21 protein-coding genes are annotated in these 25,838 nt (G+C 71.0%); 8 read left to right on the top strand and 13 right to left on the bottom strand.

From position 1 onward, the window contains the following. Positions 1-41: 41 nt before the first annotated feature. The 5 genes from ACFXC1_RS32810 to ACFXC1_RS32790 all read right to left on the bottom strand — a co-directional run bounded on the left by ACFXC1_RS32810 (position 42) and on the right by ACFXC1_RS32790 (position 4,409). Positions 42-398: a hypothetical protein gene (locus ACFXC1_RS32810; protein WP_381249528.1), complete on the bottom strand. Its 357-nt coding sequence runs from the start codon at positions 396-398 to the stop codon at positions 42-44. A 367-nt stretch (positions 399-765) separates the two neighbouring features. After that, positions 766-1,263, bottom strand: a complete 498-nt coding sequence (locus tag ACFXC1_RS32805) for a hypothetical protein (RefSeq protein WP_381249525.1) — start codon at positions 1,261-1,263, stop codon at positions 766-768. A 4-nt stretch (positions 1,264-1,267) separates the two neighbouring features. After that, positions 1,268-2,068: a sugar phosphate isomerase/epimerase family protein gene (locus ACFXC1_RS32800; RefSeq protein ID WP_381249605.1), complete on the bottom strand. Its 801-nt coding sequence runs from the start codon at positions 2,066-2,068 to the stop codon at positions 1,268-1,270. Positions 2,069-2,103: 35 nt separating this feature from the next. Beyond that, on the bottom strand, positions 2,104-3,255 hold the full coding sequence (locus ACFXC1_RS32795; RefSeq protein WP_381249522.1) for a dihydrodipicolinate synthase family protein: 1,152 nt from the start codon (positions 3,253-3,255) through the stop codon (positions 2,104-2,106). Continuing rightward, a complete protein-coding gene (locus tag ACFXC1_RS32790; protein WP_381249519.1) occupies positions 3,252-4,409 on the bottom strand; it encodes a Gfo/Idh/MocA family protein in 1,158 nt (385 codons plus the stop codon). The genes ACFXC1_RS32795 and ACFXC1_RS32790 overlap by 4 nt, the downstream gene beginning before the upstream one ends. A 227-nt stretch (positions 4,410-4,636) precedes the next feature. Here ACFXC1_RS32790 and ACFXC1_RS32785 point away from each other — a divergent pair, with 227 nt between their 5' ends. The 5 genes from ACFXC1_RS32785 to ACFXC1_RS32765 all read left to right on the top strand — a co-directional run bounded on the left by ACFXC1_RS32785 (position 4,637) and on the right by ACFXC1_RS32765 (position 9,915). Further along, positions 4,637-5,683, top strand: a complete 1,047-nt coding sequence (locus ACFXC1_RS32785) for a LacI family DNA-binding transcriptional regulator (protein WP_381249516.1) — start codon at positions 4,637-4,639, stop codon at positions 5,681-5,683. Between the two features lie 150 nt (positions 5,684-5,833). Continuing rightward, complete coding sequence (locus ACFXC1_RS32780; protein ID WP_381249514.1) at positions 5,834-6,703, top strand: hypothetical protein; 870 nt, start codon at positions 5,834-5,836, stop codon at positions 6,701-6,703. 126 nt (positions 6,704-6,829) lie between these two features. Then, on the top strand, positions 6,830-7,765 hold the full coding sequence (locus tag ACFXC1_RS32775; protein WP_381249512.1) for a bifunctional helix-turn-helix transcriptional regulator/GNAT family N-acetyltransferase: 936 nt from the start codon (positions 6,830-6,832) through the stop codon (positions 7,763-7,765). A 17-nt stretch (positions 7,766-7,782) separates the two neighbouring features. Further along, positions 7,783-8,583, top strand: coding sequence for a sugar phosphate isomerase/epimerase family protein (locus ACFXC1_RS32770; protein ID WP_381249510.1), 801 nt, complete (start codon positions 7,783-7,785; stop codon positions 8,581-8,583). A 78-nt stretch (positions 8,584-8,661) separates the two neighbouring features. Further along, positions 8,662-9,915 carry an MFS transporter gene (locus ACFXC1_RS32765; RefSeq protein WP_381249507.1) on the top strand — a complete coding sequence of 418 codons (1,254 nt, stop codon included), beginning with the start codon at positions 8,662-8,664 and terminating at the stop codon, positions 9,913-9,915. Here the strand turns inward: ACFXC1_RS32765 and ACFXC1_RS32760 are convergent. The 3 genes from ACFXC1_RS32760 to aroA are packed head-to-tail and all read right to left on the bottom strand — an operon-like array spanning position 9,896 to position 12,349. Beyond that, positions 9,896-10,471, bottom strand: coding sequence for an RBBP9/YdeN family alpha/beta hydrolase (locus tag ACFXC1_RS32760; protein ID WP_381249504.1), 576 nt, complete (start codon positions 10,469-10,471; stop codon positions 9,896-9,898). The genes ACFXC1_RS32765 and ACFXC1_RS32760 overlap by 20 nt on opposite strands. After that, positions 10,468-11,097 (bottom strand): GNAT family N-acetyltransferase, encoded by a 630-nt coding sequence (locus ACFXC1_RS32755; RefSeq protein WP_381249502.1) that lies wholly within the window; start codon positions 11,095-11,097, stop codon positions 10,468-10,470. Before ACFXC1_RS32755 ends, ACFXC1_RS32760 begins: the two co-directional genes overlap by 4 nt. 10 nt (positions 11,098-11,107) lie before the next feature. Then, entirely contained in the window at positions 11,108-12,349 is a 1,242-nt protein-coding gene (aroA, locus tag ACFXC1_RS32750; RefSeq protein ID WP_381249499.1) for a 3-phosphoshikimate 1-carboxyvinyltransferase, read from the bottom strand. 672 nt (positions 12,350-13,021) lie between these two features. On the opposite strand from aroA, the gene ACFXC1_RS32745 reads away from it, so the two are divergent. Together ACFXC1_RS32745 and ACFXC1_RS32740 are read left to right on the top strand one after the other, a co-directional pair. Next, positions 13,022-14,806, top strand: a complete 1,785-nt coding sequence (locus ACFXC1_RS32745; protein ID WP_381249496.1) for a glycoside hydrolase family 3 protein — start codon at positions 13,022-13,024, stop codon at positions 14,804-14,806. A 112-nt stretch (positions 14,807-14,918) separates the two neighbouring features. Next, positions 14,919-15,539, top strand: a complete 621-nt coding sequence (locus tag ACFXC1_RS32740) for a hypothetical protein (RefSeq protein WP_381249494.1) — start codon at positions 14,919-14,921, stop codon at positions 15,537-15,539. 36 nt (positions 15,540-15,575) lie between these two features. Here the strand turns inward: ACFXC1_RS32740 and ACFXC1_RS32735 are convergent, their stop codons facing one another. The 5 genes from ACFXC1_RS32735 to ACFXC1_RS32715 all read right to left on the bottom strand — a co-directional run bounded on the left by ACFXC1_RS32735 (position 15,576) and on the right by ACFXC1_RS32715 (position 23,370). Then, entirely contained in the window at positions 15,576-16,991 is a 1,416-nt protein-coding gene (locus ACFXC1_RS32735) for a S28 family serine protease (protein ID WP_381249491.1), read from the bottom strand. 96 nt (positions 16,992-17,087) lie between these two features. Next, positions 17,088-17,474, bottom strand: coding sequence for a hypothetical protein (locus tag ACFXC1_RS32730; protein ID WP_381249602.1), 387 nt, complete (start codon positions 17,472-17,474; stop codon positions 17,088-17,090). Between the two features lie 125 nt (positions 17,475-17,599). Beyond that, positions 17,600-21,349, bottom strand: a complete 3,750-nt coding sequence (locus tag ACFXC1_RS32725) for an ABC transporter ATP-binding protein (protein ID WP_381249489.1) — start codon at positions 21,347-21,349, stop codon at positions 17,600-17,602. 94 nt (positions 21,350-21,443) lie between these two features. Beyond that, a complete protein-coding gene (locus ACFXC1_RS32720; RefSeq protein WP_381249487.1) occupies positions 21,444-22,478 on the bottom strand; it encodes an esterase-like activity of phytase family protein in 1,035 nt (344 codons plus the stop codon). A gap of 46 nt (positions 22,479-22,524) precedes the next feature. Further along, positions 22,525-23,370, bottom strand: a complete 846-nt coding sequence (locus tag ACFXC1_RS32715; protein ID WP_381249484.1) for a serine hydrolase — start codon at positions 23,368-23,370, stop codon at positions 22,525-22,527. A gap of 145 nt (positions 23,371-23,515) precedes the next feature. On the opposite strand from ACFXC1_RS32715, the gene ACFXC1_RS32710 reads away from it, so the two are divergent. Then, complete coding sequence (locus ACFXC1_RS32710; RefSeq protein WP_381249481.1) at positions 23,516-25,798, top strand: ArnT family glycosyltransferase; 2,283 nt, start codon at positions 23,516-23,518, stop codon at positions 25,796-25,798. Positions 25,799-25,838: the final 40 nt, after the last annotated feature.

Here is a 25,838-nt window from a genome sequence, read left to right as displayed (position 1 = left end):
GGGCAGGGCTCAGGGGTGTGTCAAGTGCTGGTCGGTCCGCGTCAGCGGACGGTGACCGAGACCGGCTTGGAGACGGTGGCGCCGTCCTTGACGCGCAGGACCTGGACGCCCTTCTTCTGGAACTTGTCGGTCAGCTTGTACGCGCCGTGGTTGACCTTGGCGGTCACGGGCAGGGACTTCCAGGTCGCGCCCGACTTGACCTGGAGCGCCACCTTGGAGCCCTCCTTCAGACCGGCGGACTTGCCGGTGAAGGTCACCACGTCGCCGAGCTTCACGGTGGTGTGGTTGGCCTTGAGCGTGATGCTCGGCGCCGGGGCGGGCGCGGCGACGGCGGCGGTGGCGCCGACGGCGACGAGCGCGGCGGAAGCCAGGGAGACGGCGGCGATACGCAGGTTCACAGATAACTCCTTGTTCGATTCCGAGAATTACTTCCCTTATGCGACTCTCAGACTTCTCTCATGCCAGAGAAAGCCCGGCCAACCGCGTTTCCGGGATTTATCCCGGCCCCGCGGCGAGCACGATCCTATAGACACGACCTGGGGAGATACGGTTCCGGAAGGCTCCGAAAAAGGTGAATCGACAGCTCAATCACAGGAATTGCGGCCATTACACACACCGTGATCTTCATTTATTAAAGAGACCTGTGTGAAGGTGGCTCTCACATTCCGGCGGCGGACATGAAACCGCCCCGCATGACGAATCGCCGATGCGGGGCAGAACACTCTGACGGTGATGAACTTCCAGTGCCGGGCGGCTACGCGGCCCTCAGTGCGGATGCGCCCGGACGACCCCGTCCGCGTCCGGGACCGTCCAGGTGAGGGCGTTCGTACCGTCGTTCTCGTCCCCGGGATGGGCGCCGAAGCAGACCTCCGACAGGTCGCCCAGGGTCTCCTCGAACTCGTCGAGTTCGCCCGCGCCCGCGATGAACTCCACCTCCAGCCGCGGAGGGGCCGCCCCGAGGACGGCCACCACGCAGTCGTGGTCCCGGCGCGCGATGCGGAGGATCTCGGCGCGCACCGAGTCGTCGTAGCGGTGGAAGGACAGACGGCCGTCGAAGTAGGCACTGACCTTGCTGCCGGGGAGGAACCCGGACACGATCCCGTCGTATTCGGTGGCCGTCCGGCAGGCGAACCAGTTCGTCCGGCCGGCCGCGCGGGCGACCCGTTCCAGGACGATCACGGGTTGGGCGGACGCCCGCGTCAGGGAGTCCCAGCGCGCGTCCGCCCGTTCCAGCGGGCCCGGTGACGTGTTCGAGTCGCTCACGGACTCATGAGAGCACGTGCTCCACGAAGCGCGCCGCCGTCTCCGCCAGCACCTCGCGCCCGTCCCGGGCCCACAGGCCGTCGTTGAACAGTTCGACCTCGATGGGGCCGGTGTATCCGGCGGCCTCGACGTACGACTTCCACTCCCGCATGTCGACCGAACCGTCCCCGATCTGTCCGCGGCCGTTGAGGACGCCCTCGGGCAACGGGGTGGTCCAGTCGGCCAGTTGGAAGGTGTGGATACGGCCGCCCGCGCCCGCCCGGGCGATCTGCGCCGGGGCCTGGTCGTCCCACCAGATGTGGTACGTGTCCACCGTGACGCCGACCTGCCGCGCGGGGAAGCGCTCGACGAGGTCGAGGGCCTGGGTGAGCGTCGAGACCACGCAGCGGTCGGAGGCGAACATGGGGTGCAGCGGCTCGATGGCCAGCCGTACGCCCCGCTCCTCGGCGTAGGGCCCCAACTCGCCCAGCGCGTCGGCGATCCGCTCCCGCGCGCCGTGCAGGTCCTTCGAGCCGACCGGCAGGCCGCCGGACACGAGCACGAGGGTGTCCGTGCCGAGCGTGGCCGCCTCGTCGACGGCCTTGCGGTTGTCGTCCAGGGCGCGGGCGCGCTCGGCCGGGTCCAGCGCCGTGAAGAAGCCGCCCCTGCACAACGTTGTCACCACGAGGCCCGCGTCGCGGACCAGCTTCGCGGTGGCGTCCAGGCCGTACGACTGGACCGGCTCGCGCCAGAGGCCCACGCCGGGGACGCCCAACTCCAGGCAGACTTCCACCAGTTCGGGCATGCTCAGCTGCTTCACCGTCATCTGGTTGATGGAGAAGCGGGACAGATCCGGATCGCTCACTGGGTCACTCCGTACAGGGCGAGCAGGTTCTTCATCCGTTCCTCCGCGAGCTTCGGGTCGGGGAACAGGCCCAGGCCGTCGGCGAGTTGGTAGGCGCGGGCGAAGTGCGGGAGGGAGCGGGCCGACTGGAGGCCGCCGACCATCGTGAAGTGCGACTGGTGGCCCGCGAGCCAGGCCAGGAACACCACGCCCGTCTTGTAGAAGCGGGTCGGGGTCTGGAAGAGGTGGCGGGACAACTCGACGGTGGGGTCGAGGAGTTCGCGGAAACCGGCCGTGTTCCCGGTGTCCAGGACGCGTACCGCCTCCGCCGCCAGCGGGCCGAGCGGGTCGAAGATGCCGAGCAGGGCGTGGCTGAAGCCCTGGTCGTCGCCCGCGATCAGCTCGGGGTAGTTGAAGTCGTCGCCGGTGTAGCAGCGGACGCCCTGCGGCAGTCGGCGCCGGATGTCGATCTCCCGCTGAGCCTCCAGGAGCGACACCTTGATGCCGTCCACCTTGTCGGGGTGGGCCGCGATGACTTCGAGGAAGGTGCCGGTGGCCGCGTCCAGGTCGGACGAGCCCCAGTAGCCCTCCAGCGCCGGGTCGAACATCGGGCCCAGCCAGTGCAGGACGACGGGTTCGGACGCCTGGCGGAGCAGATGGCCGTAGACCTCCAAGTAGTCCTCGGGGCCCTTCGCGACGGCCGCGAGCGCGCGGGACGCCATCAGGATGGCCTGCGCGCCCGACTCCTCGACGAGGGCCAACTGCTCCTCGTACGCGGCCTGTACGTCGGCCAGAGTGCCGCCGACGATCTGGTCGGTGCCGACACCGCACGCGATCCGACCACCAACTGCCTTGGCCTCGGCGGCACTTCGGCGGATCAGCTCGGCCGCGCCCGCCCAGTCCAGGCCCATTCCGCGCTGCGCGGTGTCCATCGCCTCGGCGACACCGAGGCCGTGCGACCAGAGGTGGCGGCGGAAGGCGAGGGTGGCGTCCCAGTCGACGGCGGCGGGCGAGTCGGGGCTCGTGTCGGCGAAGGGGTCGGCGACGACATGCGCCGCCGAGAACACCGTACGAGAGGTGAACGGGGTGCCGGTGGTGACGGTGAGGGGTTCGGACCGGGGCTCGTAGGCCCTCAAAACCCCTCCGGCGTCCGGGAGTTGGATGGTCACAGCGAGATCTCCGGGACGTCGAGACGGCGGCCCTCGGCGGACGACTTCAGGCCCAGCTCGGCGAGCTGGACACCGCGGGCGCCGGCCAGCAGGTCCCAGTGGTAGGGGGCGTCGGCGTAGACGTGGCGGAGGAACAGCTCCCACTGCGCCTTGAAGCCGTTGTCGAAGTCGGCGTTGTCGGGGACCTCCTGCCACTGGTCGCGGAAGACTTCGGTGACTGGGATGTCGGGGTTCCACACCGGCTTGGGGGTGGAACTGCGGTGCTGGGCACGGCAGTTGCGCAGGCCCGCGACGGCCGAGCCTTCCGTGCCGTCGACCTGGAACTCGACGAGTTCGTCGCGGTTGACGCGGACGGCCCAGGAGGAGTTGATCTGGGCGATGGCTCCGCTGTCGAGCTCGAAGATGCCGTAGGCGGCGTCGTCGGCGGTGGCGTCGTAGGGCTTGCCGTTCTCGTCCCAGCGCTGCGGGATGTGGGTGGTGGCGATGGCCTGGACGGACCTGACGCGGCCGAACAGCTCGTGGAGGACGTACTCCCAGTGCGGGAACATGTCGACGACGATGCCGCCGCCGTCCTCGGCGCGGTAGTTCCACGAGGGACGCTGGGCGGACTGCCAGTCGCCCTCGAAGACCCAGTAGCCGAACTCGCCCCGGATGGACAGGATCCGGCCGAAGAAGCCGCCGTCGATAAGGCGCTTGAGCTTCAGCAGGCCGGGGAGGAACAGCTTGTCCTGGACGACGCCGTGCTTGATGCCGGCGGCGTCGGCGAGGCGGGCCAGTTCCAGGGCGCCGTCCAGGCCGGTCGCGGTCGGCTTCTCGGTGTAGATGTGCTTGCCCGCGGCGATCGCCTTCTTCAGCGCCTCCTCGCGGGCCGAGGTGACCTGGGCGTCGAAGTAGATCTCGACGGTCGGGTCGGCGAGGACCGCGTCGACGTCCGTGGAGACGTTCGCCGGGTCGAGGCCGTGCTGCTCGGCAAGCGCCTTCAGCGCGTGCTCGCGGCGGCCGACGAGAATCGGCTCCGGCCACAGCACGGTTCCGTCGCCAAGGTCTAGACCACCCTGGTCCCGCAGTGCGAGGATCGAGCGGACGAGGTGCTGTCGGTAGCCCATGCGCCCCGTCACGCCGTTCATGGCGATACGCACCGTCTTGCGTGTCACGTGTTTCCCTTCGTCCACATACGTCTCAACAACGCAGCAAGCGCTTTCTATATATGCAGAAGCTAGCCTTTGCACATAGGTCTGTACAAGACCGTGATGGGGTCGAGTTGTTCGAGGGGGCGAACGACGGGGGTGTATGGCCTTATCGTCTGCTCGGACGGGGGCTTCCTTTGGGCAGCCTGTGCACAACGGCGTACGACAAGATGCGCGACCGGAGGACGAACGACATGACGGTGACCCTGGCGGACGTGGCGGCCCGCGCCCAGGTCTCCCCCGCGACGGTGTCGCGCGTACTGAACGGCAACTACCCGGTCGCGGCCACCACCCGCGAGCGTGTGCTGCGGGCGGTCGACGAGCTGGACTACGTCCTCAACGGTCCCGCGAGCGCGCTCGCGGCGGCCACCTCCGACCTGGTCGGCATCCTGGTCAACGACATCGCCGACCCCTTCTTCGGGATCATGGCGAGCGCGATCCAGTCGGAGATCGGGGGGCCGGGCGGACGGGCGGGCGGGGAACGGCTGGCCGTGGTGTGCAACACGGGGGGCTCCCCGGAGCGCGAGCTGACCTATCTGACCCTGCTGCAACGGCAGCGGGCAGCGGCCGTCGTCCTGACCGGCGGTGCCATGGAGAACGCGCCGCACGCGGCCGCCGTCGCGGCGAAGCTGCGGAAGCTCGGGGAGGCCGGGACGCGGGTGGTGCTGTGCGGGCGCCCGCCGGCGCCGGACACCGGGGCGTTCGCGCTGACCTTCGACAACCGCGGGGGCGGGCGGGAGCTGACCGAGCACCTGATCGGCCTCGGCCACCGGCGGCTCGGCTACATCGCGGGCCCGGAGGAACGGACCACCACCCGGCACCGCCTGGAGGGCCACCGCGAGGCGCTGACCGCGCACGGCATCGCGGAGGACCCCCGCTGGACCGTGCACGGACGCTACGACCGCCGCTCCGGCTACGAGGCGACCCTCGAACTCCTGCGCCGCGACCCGTCGTTGACGGCCGTGGTCGCGGCGAACGACTCCGTCGCGGTGGGCGCGTGCGCGGCCCTGCGCGAGTCCGGCCGGCGGATCCCGGACGACGTCTCGGTCGCCGGCTTCGACGACCTGCCGTTCAGCGTGGACGCGGTGCCCTCTCTTACGACGGTGCGGTTGCCGCTGTCGGAGGCGGGCGCGCGGGCCGGGCGGATCGCAATGGGTCGGGAGGAGCCGCCGCCGGGCGGGATCGCGACGGTTCGCGGGGAGTTGATGGTGCGGGGGTCTTCCGGGGTGCCTCGGAAGTAGCGCGGGCCGGTCGCGAGGGTAAGGGCACCGCTTCCGGTCTCCAGCAGGAAGTCCCCGTCCATTTCTGCTGGTTCAGGGCGTCGACGGCCTCGGAGCGGCGGAGAACAATCGGCCCGATGTACCGCTCCAGCCATGAGGAGAGGGCCGGGAATGACGAGTGCGGGGCGGAGTGGGCCGCCGACGCTGATCGTGCGGTCGCCGGACGCCGTGGCCCGGCTGACGGCCGAGGGTGTCGTGTGGGAGGAGCGGGCCACCGTCACCCGCATTCCCTACCTCGCCGTCGTCCGTGCAGCCGCGGAACCGGTCGGCGCCCGGCGGGTCCGGCTGCGTATCGAGCTCGCCGACGGTGCCCGCGGCCGGCCCGGTGGGTACGAGCTGGTGTGCGGCGGGCGCTCCGCCCAGACCTTCGTACGCGCCGTACTCGCGCAGCGCGCCGCCCGGCCGGCGGCGGACGCGGTCCCGTCCGTGACGGAAGAGCCGCACGCGGCGGCTCCGCCAGCCCGCCGCACCCGGGGTGAGCTGGGCTTTCGCGTACTGGTCGGGGTAGTCGTACTGAACTTCCTGGCCGTCCTGGCGACCGGACGGTTCACGGCCGCCGTGCTGAGCTGCTTCGGGTTCTTCGCCTGGTGGGGCTGTGTCGACCTGGCCGGTCATGTCATCTCGGTCGCGCGCGACCCGTGGGCGTTCCTCACCCGGGGTGTGGAGGTGGAGGCCGACTACGTCAGGTCCGAAATGCGTCCCGGAAGCAGCGGCCGGATGGCGCGCACCTGGGTGTACCGGTACACGGGCCTGGACGGTCAGGAGTCCGAGTACCTGACCGGTCCGCTGCTGCGCGGCTCGAAGCCCCCGCCGACCAGGACGGTCACCGTCGCCCCCGGGAGCAAGCAAGGCGCCCGATCGCGGGCCGACGCCGGGTTCACCCTGCTGATCCTGCTGCCCGCGCTTCTCCTCGGCCTGACGGTGGTGGGCACCGCCGCCCTCGTGGCTATCCCGGGCGTGCTGCTGTGGGGGATCGGCTGATCCGACGCCCCCCGGTGAGCCGTTCCGGGGCAGAACGATGGACGGGCGCCCCTCCCCGGTACTACCGTCAGAACCGCAATACCTCTGACTGAGTCAACTACCCTGAGCGAGCACCGGGGACTGATCATGACCGTCCAGGACATCCGTGCCTTCAACCGCTTCTACACGAACGTCATCGGCGCCCTCGACTACAGCCGCCATCTCTACGCCCCCTTCACCCTCACCGAGTCCCGTGTCCTGTACGAGCTCGCGCACTCCCCGCACACGGACGCGGCCGACCTCCGTTCCGAACTGTCCCTGGACGCCGGGTACTTGAGCCGGATCCTGAACCGGTTCGAGCAGGACGGGCTGATCGAGCGGGCGCCCTCGCGGCGGGATCCGCGGCGGCGGCAGATCACGCTCACCGCGCGGGGGCGGGAGACCGCCGGCCTGCTGGCCGAGCGGGCGGACGAATCCGTCGGCGCGCTGCTCGCGACCGTGCCGGCCGCCGACCGGCCCCGGCTCTCCGAGGCGCTGCACACCGTACGCACCCTCCTGTCGGACGAGTCTCCGCTCCCCCGGTCCGAGGACGTCGTGCTGCGGGAGCCCGGGCCCGGTGACCTGGGGTGGATCGTGCAGCGCAACGCGGCGCTCTACGCGGCCGAGTACGGCTTCAACGCCGACTACGAAGGGCTCGTGGCACGGATCGTCGCCGACTTCGCCCAGGACCACGACCCGCATCTGGAGCGGGTGTGGATCGCCGAGCTGGGCGGGCGGCCGGTGGGGTGTGTGATGTGCGTGCGGGACGACGCCCCGGGGACCGCGCGGCTGCGGCTGCTGCTCGTCGAGCCGGATGCCCGGGGGCTCCGTATCGGGGACCAACTCGTCTCGGCGGTGGTCGAGTTCGCGCGCGGTGTCGGCTACCGCGACCTCGTGCTGTGGACCAACGACATCCTCGGCGCCGCCCGCCGCATCTACCAGCGGCACGGTTTCGTCCTCGTCGCCGAGAAACCCCACCGCTCCTTCGGCCAGGACCTCGTCGGCCAGGACTGGCGCCTCGACCTGCACGGAACCGGAGAGTGACGAGTAGTGTCGTGACCATGAAGCTCGCCTTCTCCACCCTCGGCGTCCCCGGGCTCCCCGTGGCCGACGTGCTCCACCTCGCCGTCACCCACGGCTACCACGGCGTGGAACTGCGCGCCCACCCGGAGGAGCCCGTCCATCCCGGCATCGACGCCGCCCAACGGGCCGACGTGGTCGCCGAGTTCAAGGCCGCCGGGGTCGAAGTCCTGGGCCTCGCCGGGTACGCACGCGTGGCCGCGCCGGGCGACGACACCGCCGTACTCACGGAGATCCGCGAACTCCTGGAACTGGCACGGGACTTGGGAGCTCCGTTCGTACGGGTGTTTCCCGGCGGCAGCAGTGAGCAGCCTCCCGAGGAAGCCGACGCGACCGCCGCCCGCCGCCTCGGCACGGCGGCGGAGTGGGGCGCCGATCTGGGCGTACGAATCCTCCTGGAGACCCACGACTCCCACCGCACCGGCGCCGACGCACTCCGCGTGCTCGGCCCGGTCGGACACCGCCAGGTGGGCGCCCTCTGGGACGTCATGCACACCTGGCTGGGCGGCGAACAGCCGGCCGAGACACTCGCCGCGCTGGGCCCGTACCTCGGATACGTCCAGGTCAAGGACATCGCATCGCCCGAGGACACCACCCCGCTCCCCCTCGGCGCGGGCGTCCTCCCCCTCGCCGAATGCGTGGAACTCCTGACCCGCCACGACTGGGACGGCTGGCTCTGCTGGGAGTACGAGAAGCGCTGGTACGAGACCGCCGCGCCGCTCCCCGAACTGCTGGCCGCCGGTCGCCGGCATCTGGCACGGCTGCTCAACGACTCGGCGTAATTCGCTCGCCGCTGCGGCGGCCGGCGCATAAGGTCCCCCGGTGCCCAAGCGACCCGCCCCGTGCCCCGTCATGCCCTCATGAGCCTCTCCCGTACGTTGCTCGACGTCCGGCCCTTGCGGACGTCCCCGGTGTTCCGGCGGCTGCTGATCGGTCGGACGGTGTCCGTGCTCGGCGGGTTCATGACCATGGTGACCGTCATGTACCAGGTCTGGGACATGACCCACAGCACGGTCTGGACCGGCGCGGTCGGGCTGGCGAACGCCGTTCCCACGGTGGTCGTCGGCCTGTTCGCCGGTTCGTGGGTGGACCGCGGCGACCGGCGGCGCATCTACCTCGTCAACACGGTGGGACAGGCGGTCTGTTCGCTGCTCCTCGCCGCCCAGGGGTTCACGGGTCACGTGCCGGTGCTCGGCGTGCTGGCGCTGGTCGGCGCGCAGTCGTGCTTCGGCGCGGTGGGCGGCCCGGCGTCGGGCGTGTTCATACCCCGGCTGCTGCCGAAGGACCAGGTGGCGGCGGGCCTGGCCCTCAACGCGATGTCCTTCACGACGATGATGCTCGTCGGCCCCGCACTCGGCGGCCTGCTGATCGGCTGGGCCGGCATCGGCGCCTGCTACCTGGCCGACGCGCTCAGCTTCCTCGTCGCCTTCTACGGCGCCGTCGGCCTGCCCGCGCTGCCGCCCGAGGGCGAGCCGTCACGGGCCGGACTGCACGGAGTCCTGGACGGCCTGCGTTTCCTGGCCGGCCATCGGGTGGTGCGCGGCGCGCTGCTGACCGACCTGGCCGCGACGGTCCTGGCGATGCCGGTCAGCCTCTTCCCGCTGATCAACTCCGAGCGTTTCGGCGGCAGTCCGCGCACCCTGGGTCTGTTCCTGTCGGCGATCTCGGTCGGCGGCATCACCGCGTCCGCGTTCTCCGGCGCGGTCACCCGGCTCGGCCGGCCCGGCCCGGTGATGCTGCTCGGCGCGAGCACCTGGGGCGCCGCGCTGGCCGCGTTCGGGCTGATGACGAGCCCGTGGGCGGGTCTCGCCCTCCTCGCCCTGGCCGGCGCCGCCGACTCCACGTCCGTGATCTCCCGCAGCACGATCATCCAGACCCACACCCCGGACGCCCTGCTGGGCCGCGTCTCGGCCGCCGAACAGATCGTCGGCCAGGCGGGCCCCAACCTCGGCAACCTCCGCGGCGGCCTGGTCGCGGGCTGGACCTCCGGCGCGACGGCCCTGCTCACCGGCGGCCTGCTCTGTGTGCTGGCGGTGGCGGGCGTGGCCAGAGGCACGCCCGAACTGCGCGCCGGAGCGGGTGTCACTCCGAGTGTCACTCCGGACGAGCCGTGAGCCGCGCCGTCCCGTCCAGGCACCACTCCAGTACCGCCGGCCAGGACCCGTACCCCGCGTCCAGGTCCAGGTGGCCCGCGCCCGGGATGATCTCGGTGGGGATGCCGAGCGGGTCACCGAAGACCGTGCGGGCGCCTTCCGGGCAGTACGGGTCGTCGTCGCCGGCGACCAGCAAGGTGGCTCCGGGGAGCGCCAACTCGCCGGTGGGCGGCGCGAATTCGGCGACCTCGGGATACTGCACGACGACGGAGGCGGACGGCGGTGCGACGAGCAGCACCCGGTCCGCGTCACCGTCCCGGACCACCCCGCGGGCGACGGCGTGCAGCCACAGCAGGGCGGAGGCGCTGTGCGCGAGGACGACCCGCGGTCCGTCGAGACCGTCGAGGTGACGGCGCAACTCCCCCAGCCATACGTCCAGTTCGGGGTCGTCGGGGTCGGGGAGCTGGGGGTACGTCACCTGGTGGCCGAGTGCGCGCAGCCGGTCGGCGAGCCAGTGCTGCCAGTGGCCCTCGGGGCGGTGGTTCTGCCAGCCGTGGAGGAGGAGGTAGGCGGTCATGACGTGGACACTTCCCGTCCCACCCGCTTCTCCAACGCCTTCCTGCACTCCTCCCACTCCTCGGCCGTGATCGAGTAGATCGCGGAGTCACGCAGCCGGCCGTCCTCGCCCGGTGCCCAGGAGCGGGACCAGTTGCGCAGGACGCCCTCGAAGCGGGCGCCGACGCGCTGGATCGCGGCGCGGGAGCGTTCGTTGCGGGCGTCGGTCTTGAGGTCGACGCGGGAGACGTGCCACTCCTCGAAGGCGTGCCGGAACAGCAGGAGTTTGGCCTCGGTGTTGATGCCGGTGCCCTGTGCCGAACGGGCCAGCCAGGTGAACCCGACCTCGACGGCGTCGAGTTGATCGTCCGTCAGCCAGGACCGTGGTTCCCAGTAGGCCGTGGCGCCGACCGCCCGCCCGGTCGCCGTCGAGATCTGGGCGTACGGCGCGAGCATGCCCGTGGCCGCGCGGGCCAGCTGGGCGTCGATGTACGCGGACACCTGGTCCGCCCTCGGCACCCAGGTGAACGCGTACGACCCCCGGTCCTCCTCCGCCGCCACCGCCAGGTCGGCCGCGTGCCGGTGGTCGAGCGGCTCCAGCCGCACCGACTCACCTGTCAGGACCGGTGCCTTCAGTTCGAACCCCACGCTCATCCCCTCATGTCGGCAGCTGCCCCCGCAGCGCGGCGAACGCCTCGTGGAAAGCCGGGAAAGTCTTGCGTACGCACCCCGGGTCGTCGAACGAAATACCCGGCACCCGCAGTCCGGTCACCGCGAAGGACATGACGACGCGATGGTCGCCGTAGGACTTGATCTCCGCGCCGGCGGGAGCCTCCGAACCCGGGCGGATCTCGATCCAGTCGTCCCCCGTCGCCACCTCCACGCCCAGCCGCCGGAGGTTCTCCGCGCAGGCCTCCAGGCGGTCGCACTCCTTGACCCGCGTGTTGCCGACGTCCTCGATACGGACCGGTCCGGAGGCGAAGGGGGCGATCGCGGCCAGCGTCGGCATGGTGTCCGAGATGTCCCGCATGTTGACCGTGAGGCCGCGCAGTTCGCCGGTGCCGCGCACCCGGGTGCCGTGCGCGTCGGCCGTCACCTCGGCGCCCATGCGGCGCAGTACGTCGACGAAGCCCAGGTCGCCCTGGAGCGCGCCGGTGCCGAGGCCGGGGACGGTGACCTCGCCGCCGGTGACGGCCGCCGCCGCGAAGAAGTAGCTCGCGGTGGAGGCGTCCGGCTCGATGTCGTAGGTGGTCGCGGTGTAGCCGCCCGCGGGGACGACGTAGACCGTGCCCTCCCTGCGGACCTCCACCCCGAACGCCCGCATCATCGCGACGGTGATCTCGACGTACGGCGCGGAGACGAGGTCCGTGACCCTGATCCGCAGGCCCTTCCTGGTCAGCGGGCCGAGCAGGAGCAGGGCGGTGAGGTACTGCGAGGACTGGCCGGCGTCGAGCACCACCTCGCCGCCCTCGACACCGGACGCCTCGATGCGCAGTGGATGGTGACCCTCGGCCTCCTCGTGCCGCAGGTCCACACCCAGGTCGCGCAGCGCCTTGCTCAAAGGACCCAGTGGCCGCCGCCGCATCTGCGGGGACGCGTCGAAGCGGAAGCTGCCGCGGCCGGCCGCCGCGAGGGTGGGCAGGAAGCGGGCCGTCGTCGCACCGTCCCGGCAGTACACGTCGGCCTCGCTGACCGCGGGGCCCTGCGGGCGGCCGTCGATCTGCCAGGCGCCCGGGGTCCTTCCCACCCGGTAGCCGAGCCGGGTCAGTCCCTCCGCGAAGCCCTCGGTGTCGTCCGAGCGGAGCGGACGCCGGAGGGTGGTGACGCCGTCGGCCGCGGCGGCCAGGAAGAGCGCGCGGGCGGTGACGGACTTGGAACCGGGAATGTCGACTACGGTCATGCCCTCATGATCGGTCCGTGGCCGCCCGCTCCGCCGGGACGTCCACGGGATGGACGACCTCCGTTCGCCCGCGCGTACCTGTGCGTGACCGCATCCGTCCCGTTGTGCACCGGTTCACCAACTTCCGGGAATCGGCCCCCGGACGGGAACCCGGGCCCGTTCGACTCCGTCCAACCGGCATGCTGCCGGACGAGTCTCCGCGGTACGGCGTCGGCCTCGCTGCTGGCTGCGAACGCTGACCAACCCTCTCCTCCGTACCGCGGCCGGCAGCAGGCCGTCATCGGCGCGCCCCCCTCCAACTGCGCCGATGGCGGCCCCTCCTCGGGTTGAGGGCCTGCCCGGCGGACCATGCCGGAGACGCGGGGCGTGGCACGCACTCCCCCACTGCCTCAAAGGCGTGGGGGACCCCCAGCGGCGTTGTCGCCGGTCGCCGACTCCCCGGTCTCGGCTTCGCTCGACCGGGGGGGGACCCGCATCGCGTCGGACTCCCTCCTCCGCCTTGCAGCTGCACGCACCACGCCCCGCTCCCCTGCGCTATATGGGTACCGTTCCTTTCCTCCGGCCTGCTCCGCCGGACAGGCCCTGTGCGCTCCCTTGACTGGCAGAAACTTCCCGGATACTGCTGAAAGCTCGGAAGTTTCCTTCATCGGATCACCTCCCGAAGGAGCGCACGTGCCCTCCAGACGCACCGTCCTCGCCGCGACCATGGGCGTCACCGCGTCCCTCGCGGCCGGCGGCACCGCACACGCCGACGACAAGAGACTCCGCTCGCTGATCTCCCGTATGACGCTGCCGGAGAAGGTCGGCCAGCTCTTCGTGACGCGGGTCTACGGCCACTCCGCCACCGCCCCCGACCAAGTCGACGTCGACGCCAACCTGAGTGAGCTCGGGGTGCGCACGGCCGCCGAGCTGATCGCGAAGTACCGGGTCGGCGGGATCATCTACTTCAGCTGGGCGCACAACACCCGCGACCCGCACCAGGTCGCCGGCCTCTCCAACGGCATCCAGAAGGCGTCCCTGGCCCAGCCGCGCGGGCTGCCCGTGCTGATCGCCACCGACCAGGAGCACGGCATCGTCTGCCGGATCGGCAAGCCCGCCACCCTCTTCCCCGGCGCGATGGCGCTCGGCGCCGGCGGCTCCCGCGCCGACGCCCGCACGGTCGGCCGGATCTCCGGCGCCGAGCTGCGCGCGATGGGCGTCAACCAGGACTACTCCCCCGACGCCGACGTGAACGTCAACCCGGCCAACCCGGTCATCGGCGTACGGTCCTTCGGCGCCGACCCGGACGCGGTGGCCGGCCTGGTCGCCGCCGAGGTCACGGGGTACCAGGGCAGCCGGGTCGCGGCGACCGCCAAGCACTTCCCCGGGCACGGGGACACCGCCGTCGACAGCCACACCGGATTCCCCGTCATCACGCACAGCCGCGAGCTGTGGGGGAAGCTGGACGCCGTTCCCTTCCGGGCCGCCGTCAAGGCCGGGATCGACGCGATCATGACCGCGCACCTCAAGGTCCCCGCCCTCGACGACTCCGGCGACCCGGCCACCCTCTCCCAGCCGATCGTCACGGGCGTCCTGCGCGGCGAACTCGGCTACGACGGCGTCGTGGTCACCGACTCGCTGGGCATGGCGGGCGTCCGCCAGAAGTACGGCGACGACCGCGTGCCGGTGCTCGCGCTGAAGGCCGGGGTCGACCAGCTCCTCGACCCGCCCTCCCTGGACATCGCCTGGAACGCCGTCCTCAAGGCAGTGCGGGACGGGGAGTTGACGGAGGCGCGGCTCGACGAGTCGGTGCTGCGGGTACTGCGGCTCAAGTCACGCCTCGGACTCTTCGAAGAGCCGTATGTCAGCCGGGCGGGCGTGGACCTCGTGGTCGGCAGCGCCGGACATCTCGCCACCGCCGACCGCATCGCCGAACGCACCACCACCCTGCTGGTCAACCGGGCGGGGCTGCTCCCGCTGTCCCGCCGTACGCACGGCAACGTCCTGGTCGTCGGCGCCGACCCGGCCTCCCCCTCCGGTACTACGGGACCGCCCACCGGCGTACTGGCCGCCGCCCTGAGGGAGTTGGGCTTCACCGCGACCGTCCTGTCCACCGGCACCGCCCCCTCCCCCGAGACCGTCGCCAAGGCCGTGGCGGCGGCGCGGGCGGCGGACGCGGTGGTGGTGGCGACCTACAACGTCACGGCGGCCGATCCGCAGAAGACCCTGGTCGAGCAACTGGTCGCCACCGGCACACCGGTCGTGGCCGTCGCCGTCCGCAACCCCTACGATGTTGCCCAACTGCCCGCCGTCCCCGCCTACTTGGCGTCCTACTCCTGGACCGACGTCGAACTGCGGGCCACGGCACGGGTGATCGCGGGCCGGGTGTCCCCGCGCGGGAAGCTCCCGGTGGCCGTGCAGCGCGCGGACGACCCGGCGCAGGTGCTGTATCCGGTCGGTCACGGACTGTCGTACTAGAGGTACGTTGGCCACCCGCCCCGCCCCCGCCAACTGGCCCAAAGCCCCCCACACCGCTGGCGTGCGCCCGCCACCGAGGGTCACGCTTGGCGGGGGCAGTCCGGGGGGAACGATGGGTGAGAGATGGAGCGCCGGGGCGGTGTGCGCGCTGCTCGCGGCCCTGCTGACCGGCTGCTCGTCCGGCTCCGACGCCGGTGACAGCAGTTCCGGCGCCAAGGCGTCCGCGTCCTCGACCACCCAACCCTCCGGCTACGGCGCGGTGTTCCTCGGCGTGGACGAGTGCAGTTCCTTCGGTACGACGAGCTTCACCGAGGTGCCCTGCACCAGCGAACGGGCCGCCGCCCGGGTCGTCGCCCGCTACGACGGCGATGTCGGCACCGGCCCCGCCTGCCCGGCGACCACCGACTTCGTGCTGCACATCAGCGCCCAGGGCACCCCGGGCACGGGCCGCGACAGCGCCGTACCGAAGGGCTACGCCTGCATGCGCAACCTCGAACCCCCGCACCCCGGCGACCCGGGCGGCGGAGGCGGCCCCCGCACAATCGTCGGCGACTGCGTCTACGGCTCGGGCAGCGGCCAGGTCCGGGAGACCGCGTGCGACGGCTCGGGGCAGAGGAAACCGCAGTACAAGGTGGTCAAGGCCGTGCTGAAACGCGCGAGTTGCCCGGCCTCGACCGCCCTGTACGTCCAGCTCGGCGGCAGCCAACCCGTGGGCTGCGCCCGGCCGGTGTAGTCGTACGACCACCAATGGCCGGGCGCGGCAAGGGTGTTACGGGCGCAGGGTCGGCTCGCGCTCAACGCCCGGCCGGTCCAGCCTCGCGTCGTACGGTGCCAGCGGCTTCGCCTGTGCCGTCGTCGCGGCGGGGACACCCGCCCAGGCCAGGATGCGGGCGGTGGCCAGCGCCTTCTGGTCGGCGGTCAGGGCCGCGACGTTCGCGCCGTGGTTGAGACCGGGCGCGGTGAAGACGTACGAGTCCTTCGAGCCCTTGCCGACGGCGAACCGCTCCGCGCCCCACGGGTCGTTCTGGCCGTAGACGAAGAGCATGTGGTCGGCGTGGTGGCGGACCCAGCGGTCCACGTCCCGCATCGCGCCCGGCTGGAACCTCATCGGGATGGAGCGCGGGACGAAGTTGCGGGGCGGCTGGTAGCCGTAGCGGATGTACTTCTTCTCGATGTACGGGAACTGGATGGTGGGGGCGCCGAGTTGGGTGCCGGCCTGGTAGTAGTACGGGGTGTACGGGGACAGGCCCTGGTCGGTGTAGAAGGAGAAGCCGGAGATCGTGTCGACCGAGGTCCAGATCTCGTCGTCGGTGGCGGTCGCCGCGTTCGCGGGGATGCTCTCGCAGTCGGAGAGCAGGCTGTACTGCCAGAAGCCCCAGACGTAGTCGAGGACGACGGCTTCGTAGGCCTTGTCCAGGCTGCCGACGGTGGTGAAGGTGAAGCCGTTCTCCGCCGCGTAGGCCGCGTACTTCTGCTCCAGCGTCGCCCGGCGCACCAGCGCCTCGCGCTGTACGGCGTCCAGGCGGTCGCGGCACTCCTTGGTGCCGACCTTGGTGAAGAAGCGGTCGTAGGCCGAGTCCTCGTTGTTCACCACGTCGTTGGGGGCGACGTAGGCGACGACGCCGTCCATGTCGTGCGGGTAGAACCGCTCGAAGTAGGTGGCCGTCATACCGCCCTTGGAGCCGCCGGTGGCGATCCAGTTCTTGGTGTAGATCGACTTGAGGGCCTTGAAGACGCGGTGCTGGTCGCCGGCCGCCTGCCAGATGTCGAGCTTGGACCAGTCGGCGGGCTCGGGCCGGGAGGGCGTGAAGTAGCGGTATTCCAGGGAGACTTGGTTGGCGTCCGCGATCCGGGTGGGTTCGCTGCGGCTGGGGTTCGTGGAGACGTTGTAGCCGCTGGTGTAGAAGACCGTCGGGCGCGAGACGTCCTTGTGCAGGACGGTGATCCGCTGCTGGAACGTGCCCTTGGACGGGTGCCGGTGGTCGATCGGCTGGGTGTAGTTCAGGACGAAGTAGCGGTAGCCGGTGTACGGCTTCTCCTGGACCAGACTCATGCCGGGTATCGCGAGCAACTGGTCCTTGATGTCAGTGACTTGGCCGGCCTGGGCGGCGGTGGCCACCCCGGCCGTACTCAGCGTGCCTATGAGCACGGTGAGCGCCAGCAGCCATCTGAGCGCCTTGCGCATGCGGTCTCCCCTGTGAGGCAGTTGTGAACCGGAAGCTATCCGAGCAACTACCGTCACACCAGAGGGGGTTGTTCACTCAGGACACTGGCCGGCGGTTCAGCACAGGATCCAGCCCGAACTGACCGAGCCGCCCGCGACCGCACCCTTGATCCGCACGCACCGATGGCCGGCGTGCACGGTGACCGGTCCGGCTCTGCGCGTGTACCGCCCCTTGTCGACGACCGGGCGGCTGCCGCGGGCCTGGACGCTGACCGACATCGTGCGCTTCGCGCCGGGGTTCTTGGGGGCCGTGTACGCGCAGATGTAGCCGCCCCGGCGGAAGACATGGACGGTACCGGTGGAGAAGGGCAGCGTCGCCACCTCCCGCCCCGGGCAGACCGAGGCCGCCTGGGCACTGCCGGGGGCCGCGAGCGCGAGCAGTCCGGACGCGGTGAGCACGGCCATGCCGAGCGCCACCCGCCGTCGAAGCGCACCCATGTCCACAGTCATCCCTCCCGCACAGCAGCCGAACAGCGTACTGATGTACGGACGCACGACGTATGTCGAACGGTTGCGCGCCCCCTCAGCGGGCCTACCGACCACCCCTCAGCGGGCCTACCGACCACCCCTCAGCGGACCGTACCGACCGGCTCCTCGGTCCCGGGGACACCGACGAAAGTCCGCCACAGCTCGGCGTAATACCCGCCGAGCGCCAACAGCTCGTCGTGGGTACCGTCCTCCACCACCCGCCCGTGGTCCATCACCACGACCCGGTCCGCGCGGGCCGCCGTCGTCAGGCGGTGGGCCACCACAAGGGTGGTGCGGCGGCCTGCCAGGCGGTCGGTGGCCTGGTTGACCTGGGCTTCTGTGGCCAGGTCAAGGGCTGCCGTCGCCTCGTCCAGGAGGAGGATGTCGGGGTCGACCAGTTCGGCGCGGGCCAGGGCGATCAGCTGGCGCTGGCCCGCCGAGAGGTTGCGGCCGCGCTCGGCGACGTCGTGGAGGTAGCCGCCGTCCAGCGTGGCGATCATCTCGTGCGCGCCGACCGCGCGGGCCGCCGCCTCCACCTCGGCGTCGGTGGCCTCGGGGCGGCCGTAGGCGATGGCGTCGCGGACGGTGCCCTGGAAGAGGTACGCCTCCTGGGGGACTACGCCCAGGTGGTGGCGGTACGACGTGATGTCCAGGGCGCGGAGGTCCGTGCCGTCGACCGTGACCCGGCCGCCCGTCGGGTCGTAGAAGCGGGCCACCAGCTTCACGAGCGTCGACTTGCCCGCGCCCGTCTCGCCGACGAAGGCGACCGTCTGGCCCGCCGGGATCCTCAACTCGACGCCCCCGATGGCCTCTTCAGTATCTGCCTCTTCGGCGGAGCCGTACGCGAAGTGCACGTCCTCGAAGGCGATTTCGCCGCGCAGGGAGAGGACTTCGAGCGGTTCGTCCGCCGCTCGGGTCGACGTCGGTTCCTGGAGGAGTTCCTGGATGCGGCCCAGGGAGACCGTGGCCTGCTGGTAGCCGTCGAAGACCTGGGAGAGCTGCTGGACCGGGGCGAAGAACAGGTCGATGTAGAGGAGGTAGGCGACCAACGCGCCTGTCGTCAGCGTCGCGTCGTCCACCCTTCCCGCGCCCGCGATCAGTACCGACGCCGCCGCCACCGACGACAGGAACTGCACGAAGGGGAAGTAGACCGAGATCAGCCGCTGGCCCCGGGTGCGGGCGGCGCGGTAGCTGCTGCTGCGTTCGGCGAACCGCCGGCCGCCGTCCTTCTCGCGCCGGAACGCCTGCACGATCCGCAGCCCCGACACCGACTCCTGGAGGTCCGCGTTGACCAACGACACACGCTCACGGGCGAGTTCGTACGCCTTCACGCTCGCCCGGCGGAAGAAGAAGGTCGCGATGATCAGCGGCGGGAGCGTCGCGAACACGACCAGCGCCAGCTGTACGTCGATCACCAGCAGGGCGACCATGATGCCGAAGAAGGTGACGACCGAGACGAAGGCCGTGACCAGGCCCGTCTGGAGGAAGGACGAGAGAGCGTCCACGTCCGTCGTCATCCTCGTCATGATCCGGCCGGTCAACTCCCGCTCGTAGTAGTCGAGTCCGAGTCGCTGGAGCTGGGCGAAGATCTTGAGGCGGAGGGTGTAGAGGACCCGCTCCCCGGTGCGTCCGGTCATCCTCGTCTCGCCGCGCTGTGCCGCCCACTGCACCGCCACCGCGACGAGCGCCAGCAGCGAGGCGGACCAGATCGCGCCGATCGCCATCTTCGTCACGCCCTGGTCGATGCCGTGCCGGATCATGACCGGCAGCAGCAGGCTCATGCTCGCGTCCACGGCGACGAGGCCGAGGCTGATCAGCAGCGGGGCGCCGAAACCGCGCAGCAGCCGGCGCAGGCCGTACGAGTCCTCGGCGCGCACCGCCCGCGCCTCGTCGATGTCGGGGGTGTCGGTCGCCGGGGGCAACGCGTCGACCTGGGCGAGGAGTTCGGGCGTCGCGGGCATGCCCGACAGCGCGGTGTCCTTGGGTTCGCGGTCGCCGGTCCACAGCCGGGGCGTGACCCCGCGCTCGGCGTCGAACTCGGCGTCCAACTCCGCGCGTACGGAGGTGTCTTCGGCCGGTTCGGAGGTGGGCAGGGCATGACCGGGCGAGACACCGCCGAGTTCGTCGGGGTCGGTGAGCAGGCGGCGGTAGAGCGGTGAGCGCTCCTGCAACTCCTCGTGCGTGCCGATGTCGGCGAGGCGGCCCCCGTCAAGGACGGCGATGCGGTCGGCGAGGTTGAGGGTGGAGCGGCGGTGCGCGATGAGGAGGGTGGTGCGGCCCTCCATGACCTGTTTCAGCGCCTCGTGGATTTCGTGCTCGACCCTCGCGTCCACCGCCGAGGTCGCGTCGTCCAGGACCAGCAGGCGCGGGTCGGTGAGGATCGCGCGGGCGAGGGCGACGCGCTGGCGCTGGCCGCCGGAGAGGGTGAGGCCGTGCTCGCCGACTGTCGTGGCGTAGCCCTCGGGGAGTTCCTTGATGAACCGGTCGGCCTGTGCGGCCCGGGACGCGGTGAGGATCTCCTCCTCGGTCGCGTCGGGGCGGCCGTAGGCGATGTTGTTGCGGACCGTGTCGGAGAAGAGGAAGGAGTCCTCGGGGACCAGGCCGATCGCGGCGCGGAGGGAGTCGAGGGTGAGTTCGCGGACGTCGTGGCCGCCGATGAGGACGGCACCGTGGGTGACGTCGTAGAAGCGGGGCAGCAGGAGCGAGACCGTGGACTTGCCGGAGCCGGAGGAGCCGACGACCGCGAGGGTCTCGCCGGGGCGGATCTCGAAGCTGAGGCCGTTCAGGACCGGGCGGTCGTCGTCGTAGCCGAAGGAGACGTCGTCGAACTCGACCGTGGCCGGGGCGTCGGCGGGGAGTTCCTTGGTGCCGTCCGTCATGGAGGGCTCGGTGTCGATGAGCTCCAGGACGCGTTCGGTGCCGGCGCGGGCCTGCTGGCCGACCGTCAGGACGACGGCCAACATGCGGACCGGGCCGACGAGTTGGGCGAGGTAGGTCGAGAAGGCGACGAACGTGCCGAGCGTGATGTGCCCGCGCACCGCGAGCCAGCCGCCGAGGGCGAGCATCGCGACCTGGCCGAGGGCGGGGACGGCCTGGAGGGCGGGGGTGTAGCGGGCGTTCTGCCGGATGGTGCGGAGGCGTCCCGCGTAGAGGCGGCGGCCGACCTCGCGCAGCTTTCCGGTCTCCTGGTCCTCCTGGCCGAAGCCCTTCACCACGCGTACGCCGCTGACGGCGCCGTCGACGACTCCCGCGACGGCGGCGGCCTGGGCCTGCGCGTACCAGGTGGAGGGGTGGAGCTTGCTGCGGCTGCGCTTGGCGATCCAGCCGAGCGCGGGCGCGACGGCGAGGGCGATCAGGGTCAGGGGCAGCGACAGCCAGGCCATGATCGCGAGGGAGATCACGAAGAGCAGCACGTTCCCGATCGTCATCGGGAGCATGAAGAGGAGGCCCTGGATCAGCTGGAGGTCGCTGGTGGCGCGGCCGACGACCTGGCCCGTGGACAGCTCGTCCTGGCGGCGGCCGTCGAGGCGGGTGATCGTGCCGTACATCTCGGTACGGAGGTCGTGCTGGACGTCGAGGGCGAGGCGGCCGCCGTAGTAGCGCCGGATGTAGGTGGAGACGTAGACGAGGAGCGCGGCGACGATCAGCGCGCCCGCCCAGGGGGCCATGGAGCGGGTGTGGCCGTCGATCACGTCGTCGATGATCACCTTGGTGACCAGCGGGACGACGGCCGTGACCGCCATGCCGGCGAGGGAGGCGCCGAGAGCCAGGACCACGTCCTTTGGGTACCGCCAGGCGTACCCGGCGAGCCTTCGGGCCCAGCCCTGTGTCTCCCCCTGTTTCGCTGCCACGCGGGTGCCTTCCGTTCGCCGATCTACGGAAGGCACCAACGCGAATCGAAGCGGATTTCATCCCTCCGCAACAAACAGGGGGACGGCGGGTGGATCAGACGCGCACCCGGAGGTAGTAGAAGCGGGTCGTCTGTACCGCGTTCTGGTTGTCGTCGCTGACCAGCAGGACCTTCAGGCGGCCCTTGTCGTGGCCGGTGATCACCATGCCCTCGATGTTGTCGAGGAGGGGGTTGGGCTGGGGCTGCTTCGCCGTCGCGCCGAGGGACGGGCAGTCGGCGATGTCGGCGAGCAGGGTCTTCTTGATCAGGCGGACGCCGGGCTGGCCGGTGAGGGTGTCGATCTTGCCGGTGTCCGTCGCGTGGCGCGGGTCGGCCAGGTAGAGGCGGACGGTGTTGCCGACGCCGCTGGTGAAGCCGCGCTCCAGGACGAGGAGGCGGCCGTCGGGGAGCGCCTGCACCTCGGGTACGCCGAGGAAGGCCGCGTCGGTCTTGTAGGCGTACTGCGCGGCGAGCTTGAAGTGGTCGCCCTTGGTCCGGGTCCAGGTCTGGAAGCGGACGGCGCCGGAGGTGTCGCCGTCGATCGGGTACTCCATCGACGCGAGGAGGGTGTGACGGCCGGGCAGCAGGGTCAGGCCCTCGAAGGTCTGGTTGGAGACGGCCCGCCCGGCCGGGGCGACGAGGAGGGAGGACGGGACCGGGAGGCGGTCGAGGATCTTGCCGTCGGTGGAGTAGCGGCGGATCGACGGCTCGGTCTCGGAGGTGATGAGGCGGGTGCCGTCCCGGTCGATGACCAGGCCCTCGGAGTCGAGCGCGGCGCCGTTCTCGTCGGCGAGCGGGACGACCCGTTCCGGCTGGAGGGTCTTCGCGTCCAGGTCGAACAGGGAGGAACGGTCCTCCAGCGCGGCGAGCGAGCCGTCCTTGTCCACCGCGAGCGCGGAGAAGTTGCCGACGAAGGTGCCGTCGTACGTCGTCTTGTCGAGCGCGTCGGAGAAGCGGTCGATCGAGACGGACGACGAACAGGCGTTGCTGGTAAGGGAGTTGCTGACGGCGCTCGCGGGCCCGGCGGCGGTGAGGCAGGTGGCCGCCGCCAGGCCGGCGGTCGCGGTCGCGAGTACGGTTCTCAGGCGCATGGGCGCCACCGTAGGACGGGTGGGTGACGTGCGGGAGACCCGTCGGTTAAGCCAGGTCCTTGTGAATCGCCTTTGCGACGCCCTGGATCGTGGTGATCCCGTAGCTCATCGTGCTGTTGTCCTGGGTGAGCACGGACATCATGTAGTCGTGGCCGCCGCCGTCGAAGGTGCCCAGGCTGTGCACGCGCCAGCCGTGCGTGGACCGTTGCAGCCAGCCGTTCTTGACGTGCACGGTGACGGTCGACGGGGCTCCGTACGGAGTGCCCCAACGCTGGCTGGAGATCACCTGGTTCATCAACTTCAGGATGTACGCACGGGAGTTGTCGCTCAGCACGGTGTTCTTGGCGGTGACCAGCTTGAGCAGCTTCTGCTCGTCGGTCACGGTCTCCTGGGTCAGACCCCAGTAGTTGTTCGCGCCCGGCTTGGTCTGCGTCATGCCGGCGGCGGCGAGGAAGCCCTTGATCTTCGTCAGGCCCAGCTGCCTCCACAGGGTGGAGGTCGCGTCGTTGTCCGACTTGGTGATCATGGCCGTGGCGAGCGTGGTCTCCCGCGTCGTCAGATAGCGGTTGTGCTTCTTCGCGTCCCACAGCAGCGTGGCGAGCACGGTCACCTTGACGGTGCTGGCCGAGTCGTAGGCGGTCGCCGCCCGCAGGGTGCAGGTGGTGTTGGTCTTGCGGTCGTAGAGGCCGACGGCCACGGTTCCCTTACGGGTCGCGAGGGCGGCGGTGATGTCCTTCTTCAGCTTGTCGGCGAGGCCGGCCCTGGCCGACGTACAGCTGACCGTCGGGGTGGCGGCGGCAGCGGGCGTTGCGGCGGCCAGCACGGGTATGAGCACCCCGGCGCCCGCGCCGGCCGCCAGCACTCTGGCCCGGCGGGATATCCATTGAGTCATGCATGACATGACTCACAGGAAGGCGTGAAAGGTTGTACGGGTTGGGGAACGGTTGTACGGCCCGTTACCCGGGCCTTTGCGAATTCACAGCCGAGCACCAGGTCTGGCACAGCACCCACCCACCCTGCGTTCGCACGATGGCCGGGTGACATCTGCCACCGATCCACACCCCCACACCGAACCCGCGTCCGCCGACTGGCCGCCGCCGGCCCCACCCGAGACGGCCCCGCCCGAGAAGGCGCCCCGCTGGTCGCTGCCCGCACTGGTCGCGATCATGGTCCTGGCCGCCGTGCTGTACTCCTGGAACCTGACCGGCTCCAGCCTCAACAGCTTCTACAGCAGCGCCATTTACAGCGGCACGCAGAGCTGGAAGGCCTGGTTCTTCGGCTCGCTGGACGCGGGCAACTTCATCACGGTCGACAAGCCGCCCTTCTCCCTGATGGTGATGGGCCTGTCGTGCCGGATCTTCGGCTTCGGCACCTGGCAGATGATGCTGCCGGAGGTCGCCGCCGCGATCGGCACGATCTGGATCCTGCACTCCTCCGTGAAGCGGTACTTCGGCCACGTGGCCGCGACCATCGCGGCGCTGGTCCTCGCCCTCACCCCGATCACGGTCGCGATCAACCGCGACAACAACCCCGACACCCTCCTCGTCCTGCTGATGGTGGCGGGCGCGGCCCTCGGCCTGCGCGCCGTGCGCACCGAGCGACTGCTGCCGCTGGTCGGCTCCGCGGTCTGCTTCGGCCTCGCCTTCAACACCAAGCTCCTCCAGGGCTACATCGCACTGCCCGCCGTCTTCGCCGTGTACCTCTTCGCGTCGAAGCTCGGCTGGAAGAAGAAGCTGGTCCAACTCGCCGTGGCCACGGTCGCGTTGGCCGTCTCCAGCTTCTGGTGGGCCACCGCCGTCTCCCTCGTCCCCGCCTCCGACCGCCCCTACATCGGCGGCTCCACGGACGGCACGGCCTGGGACCTGATCATGGGCTACGACGGCTTCGGCCGCGTCTTCGGCGGCGAGGGCAACGGCGGCGGAGGCGCGGGTGGTGGCGGAGGCGGCGGTACGTTCGCCGGCACCGCGGGCATCGGCCGTATGTTCAACGACATCCTCGGCGGCCAGATCTCCTGGCTGCTCCCCTTCTCCGCGATCGCCCTGATCGCCGGTCTGGTGCTGGTCGGCCGCGCCCCGCGCACCGACGCGACCCGCGCCGCGCTGATCATGTGGGGCGGCTGGACCCTGCTCCACTACGTCACCTTCAGCATGGCCCAGGGCACGATGCACCCGTACTACACGACCGCGCTCGCTCCCGGCATCGCGGCCCTGTGCGGTGGCGGCGGCGTGATGCTGTGGCGCGCGTTCCGCAGCGGCGACGCCCGCTGGTCGTGGGTCCTCCCGGCCGGCCTCGCGGTCACCGGAATATGGGCGATCGTCGTCCTGCGCCGCGCCTCCGGCTGGAACACCTGGCTGTGGCCGACGGTGGGCGTGCTGATGGTCGCGGCGATCATCGGCCTGTTCGTCTTCCGCTCCGGCAACCGCGGCCGGCTCCTCACCGCCTCCATCGCGGCGGCGATCGTCGCCGCGCTCGCCGGTCCGACGGCGTACGCCGTGACCCCGGCCGCGTCCAGCGGCTCCGGCGGCGGCATGGGCGGCACCAACCCGACGGCCGGTCCGTCGACCGGCGGCGGCTTCGGCGGCGGCGGTCCGGGCGGCGGCAACCGCGGCGGCTTCGGCGGCCAGCGGGGCGGCGAGCTGCCCGGCGGCACCCAGGCGGGCGGCCAGGCCGGCGGCGAACTTCCCGGCGGCGGCACGGCTCCCGGCGGGATGACGCCGGGTGGCGGCGGCACGGGCGAGGTGCCGCAGGGCGGCGGAGCGCCGAGCGGCGCACCGACGACCGGTGGCGCGGCCGGTGGTCAACAGGGCGGTACGACCGGGGAGTTGCCCGGCGGCGGTACGGCTCCCGGTGGGACCGGGACCGGCGGTACGCGCGGCGGCTTCGGCGGTGGCGGCGGCATGGGCGGTACGACGTCCAGCGCGCTCATCTCCTACCTGGAGAAGCACCAGGACGGCGCCAAGTGGCTGCTCGCGGTGTCCAATTCGCAGAGCGCTGGCCAGCTGATCCTCAGCACCCACAAGCCCGTCATCTCCATGTGGGGCTTCACCGGCTCCGACAAGGCGATGACCCTCGCCAAGCTCAAGGAACTGGTGAAGAAGGGCGAGTTGCACTACATCCAGCTCGGTGGCGGCGGGATGGGCGGCAACAGCACCCTGAACACCGAGATCACCGCGTGGGTGCAGAAGAACGCGACGGCGGTGAAGGAGAGCGCGTACGACAAGAGCGCGGCGACGGAGTCGAGTTCTTCGACCTCCACGTCGTCGACGTCGACGACCAACACGTCGACGCTGTACCGGCTGGACCCGTCGGACGTGAAGTGACGCCGACGCGACTGCCGTAGACAACGCCGAACGGCCCCCG

The organism is Streptomyces hokutonensis (genome assembly GCF_042751305.1).
Classification (GTDB): Bacteria; Actinomycetota; Actinomycetes; order Streptomycetales; family Streptomycetaceae; genus Streptomyces; species Streptomyces hokutonensis_A.
Note: the sequence above shows the minus strand (reverse complement) of the source record. Positions and strands in the feature narration are given on the sequence as shown.

Bases quoted from the DNA above. Each gene is read 5' to 3' on its own strand.
- ACFXC1_RS32800 (WP_381249605.1), bottom strand. From the start codon at position 2,068: ATGACGGTGAAGCAGCTGAGCATGCCCGAACTGGTGGAAGTCTGCCTG.
- ACFXC1_RS32785 (WP_381249516.1), top strand. From the start codon at position 4,637: ATGACGGTGACCCTGGCGGACGTGGCGGCCCGCGCCCAGGTCTCCCCC.
- ACFXC1_RS32780 (WP_381249514.1), top strand. From the start codon at position 5,834: ATGACGAGTGCGGGGCGGAGTGGGCCGCCGACGCTGATCGTGCGGTCG.
- ACFXC1_RS32775 (WP_381249512.1), top strand. From the start codon at position 6,830: ATGACCGTCCAGGACATCCGTGCCTTCAACCGCTTCTACACGAACGTC.
- ACFXC1_RS32770 (WP_381249510.1), top strand. From the start codon at position 7,783: ATGAAGCTCGCCTTCTCCACCCTCGGCGTCCCCGGGCTCCCCGTGGCC.
- ACFXC1_RS32765 (WP_381249507.1), top strand. From the start codon at position 8,662: ATGAGCCTCTCCCGTACGTTGCTCGACGTCCGGCCCTTGCGGACGTCC.
- ACFXC1_RS32760 (WP_381249504.1), bottom strand. From the start codon at position 10,471: ATGACCGCCTACCTCCTCCTCCACGGCTGGCAGAACCACCGCCCCGAG.
- aroA (WP_381249499.1), bottom strand. From the start codon at position 12,349: ATGACCGTAGTCGACATTCCCGGTTCCAAGTCCGTCACCGCCCGCGCG.
- ACFXC1_RS32740 (WP_381249494.1), top strand. From the start codon at position 14,919: ATGGGTGAGAGATGGAGCGCCGGGGCGGTGTGCGCGCTGCTCGCGGCC.
- ACFXC1_RS32735 (WP_381249491.1), bottom strand. From the start codon at position 16,991: ATGCGCAAGGCGCTCAGATGGCTGCTGGCGCTCACCGTGCTCATAGGC.
- ACFXC1_RS32720 (WP_381249487.1), bottom strand. From the start codon at position 22,478: ATGCGCCTGAGAACCGTACTCGCGACCGCGACCGCCGGCCTGGCGGCG.
- ACFXC1_RS32715 (WP_381249484.1), bottom strand. From the start codon at position 23,370: ATGACTCAATGGATATCCCGCCGGGCCAGAGTGCTGGCGGCCGGCGCG.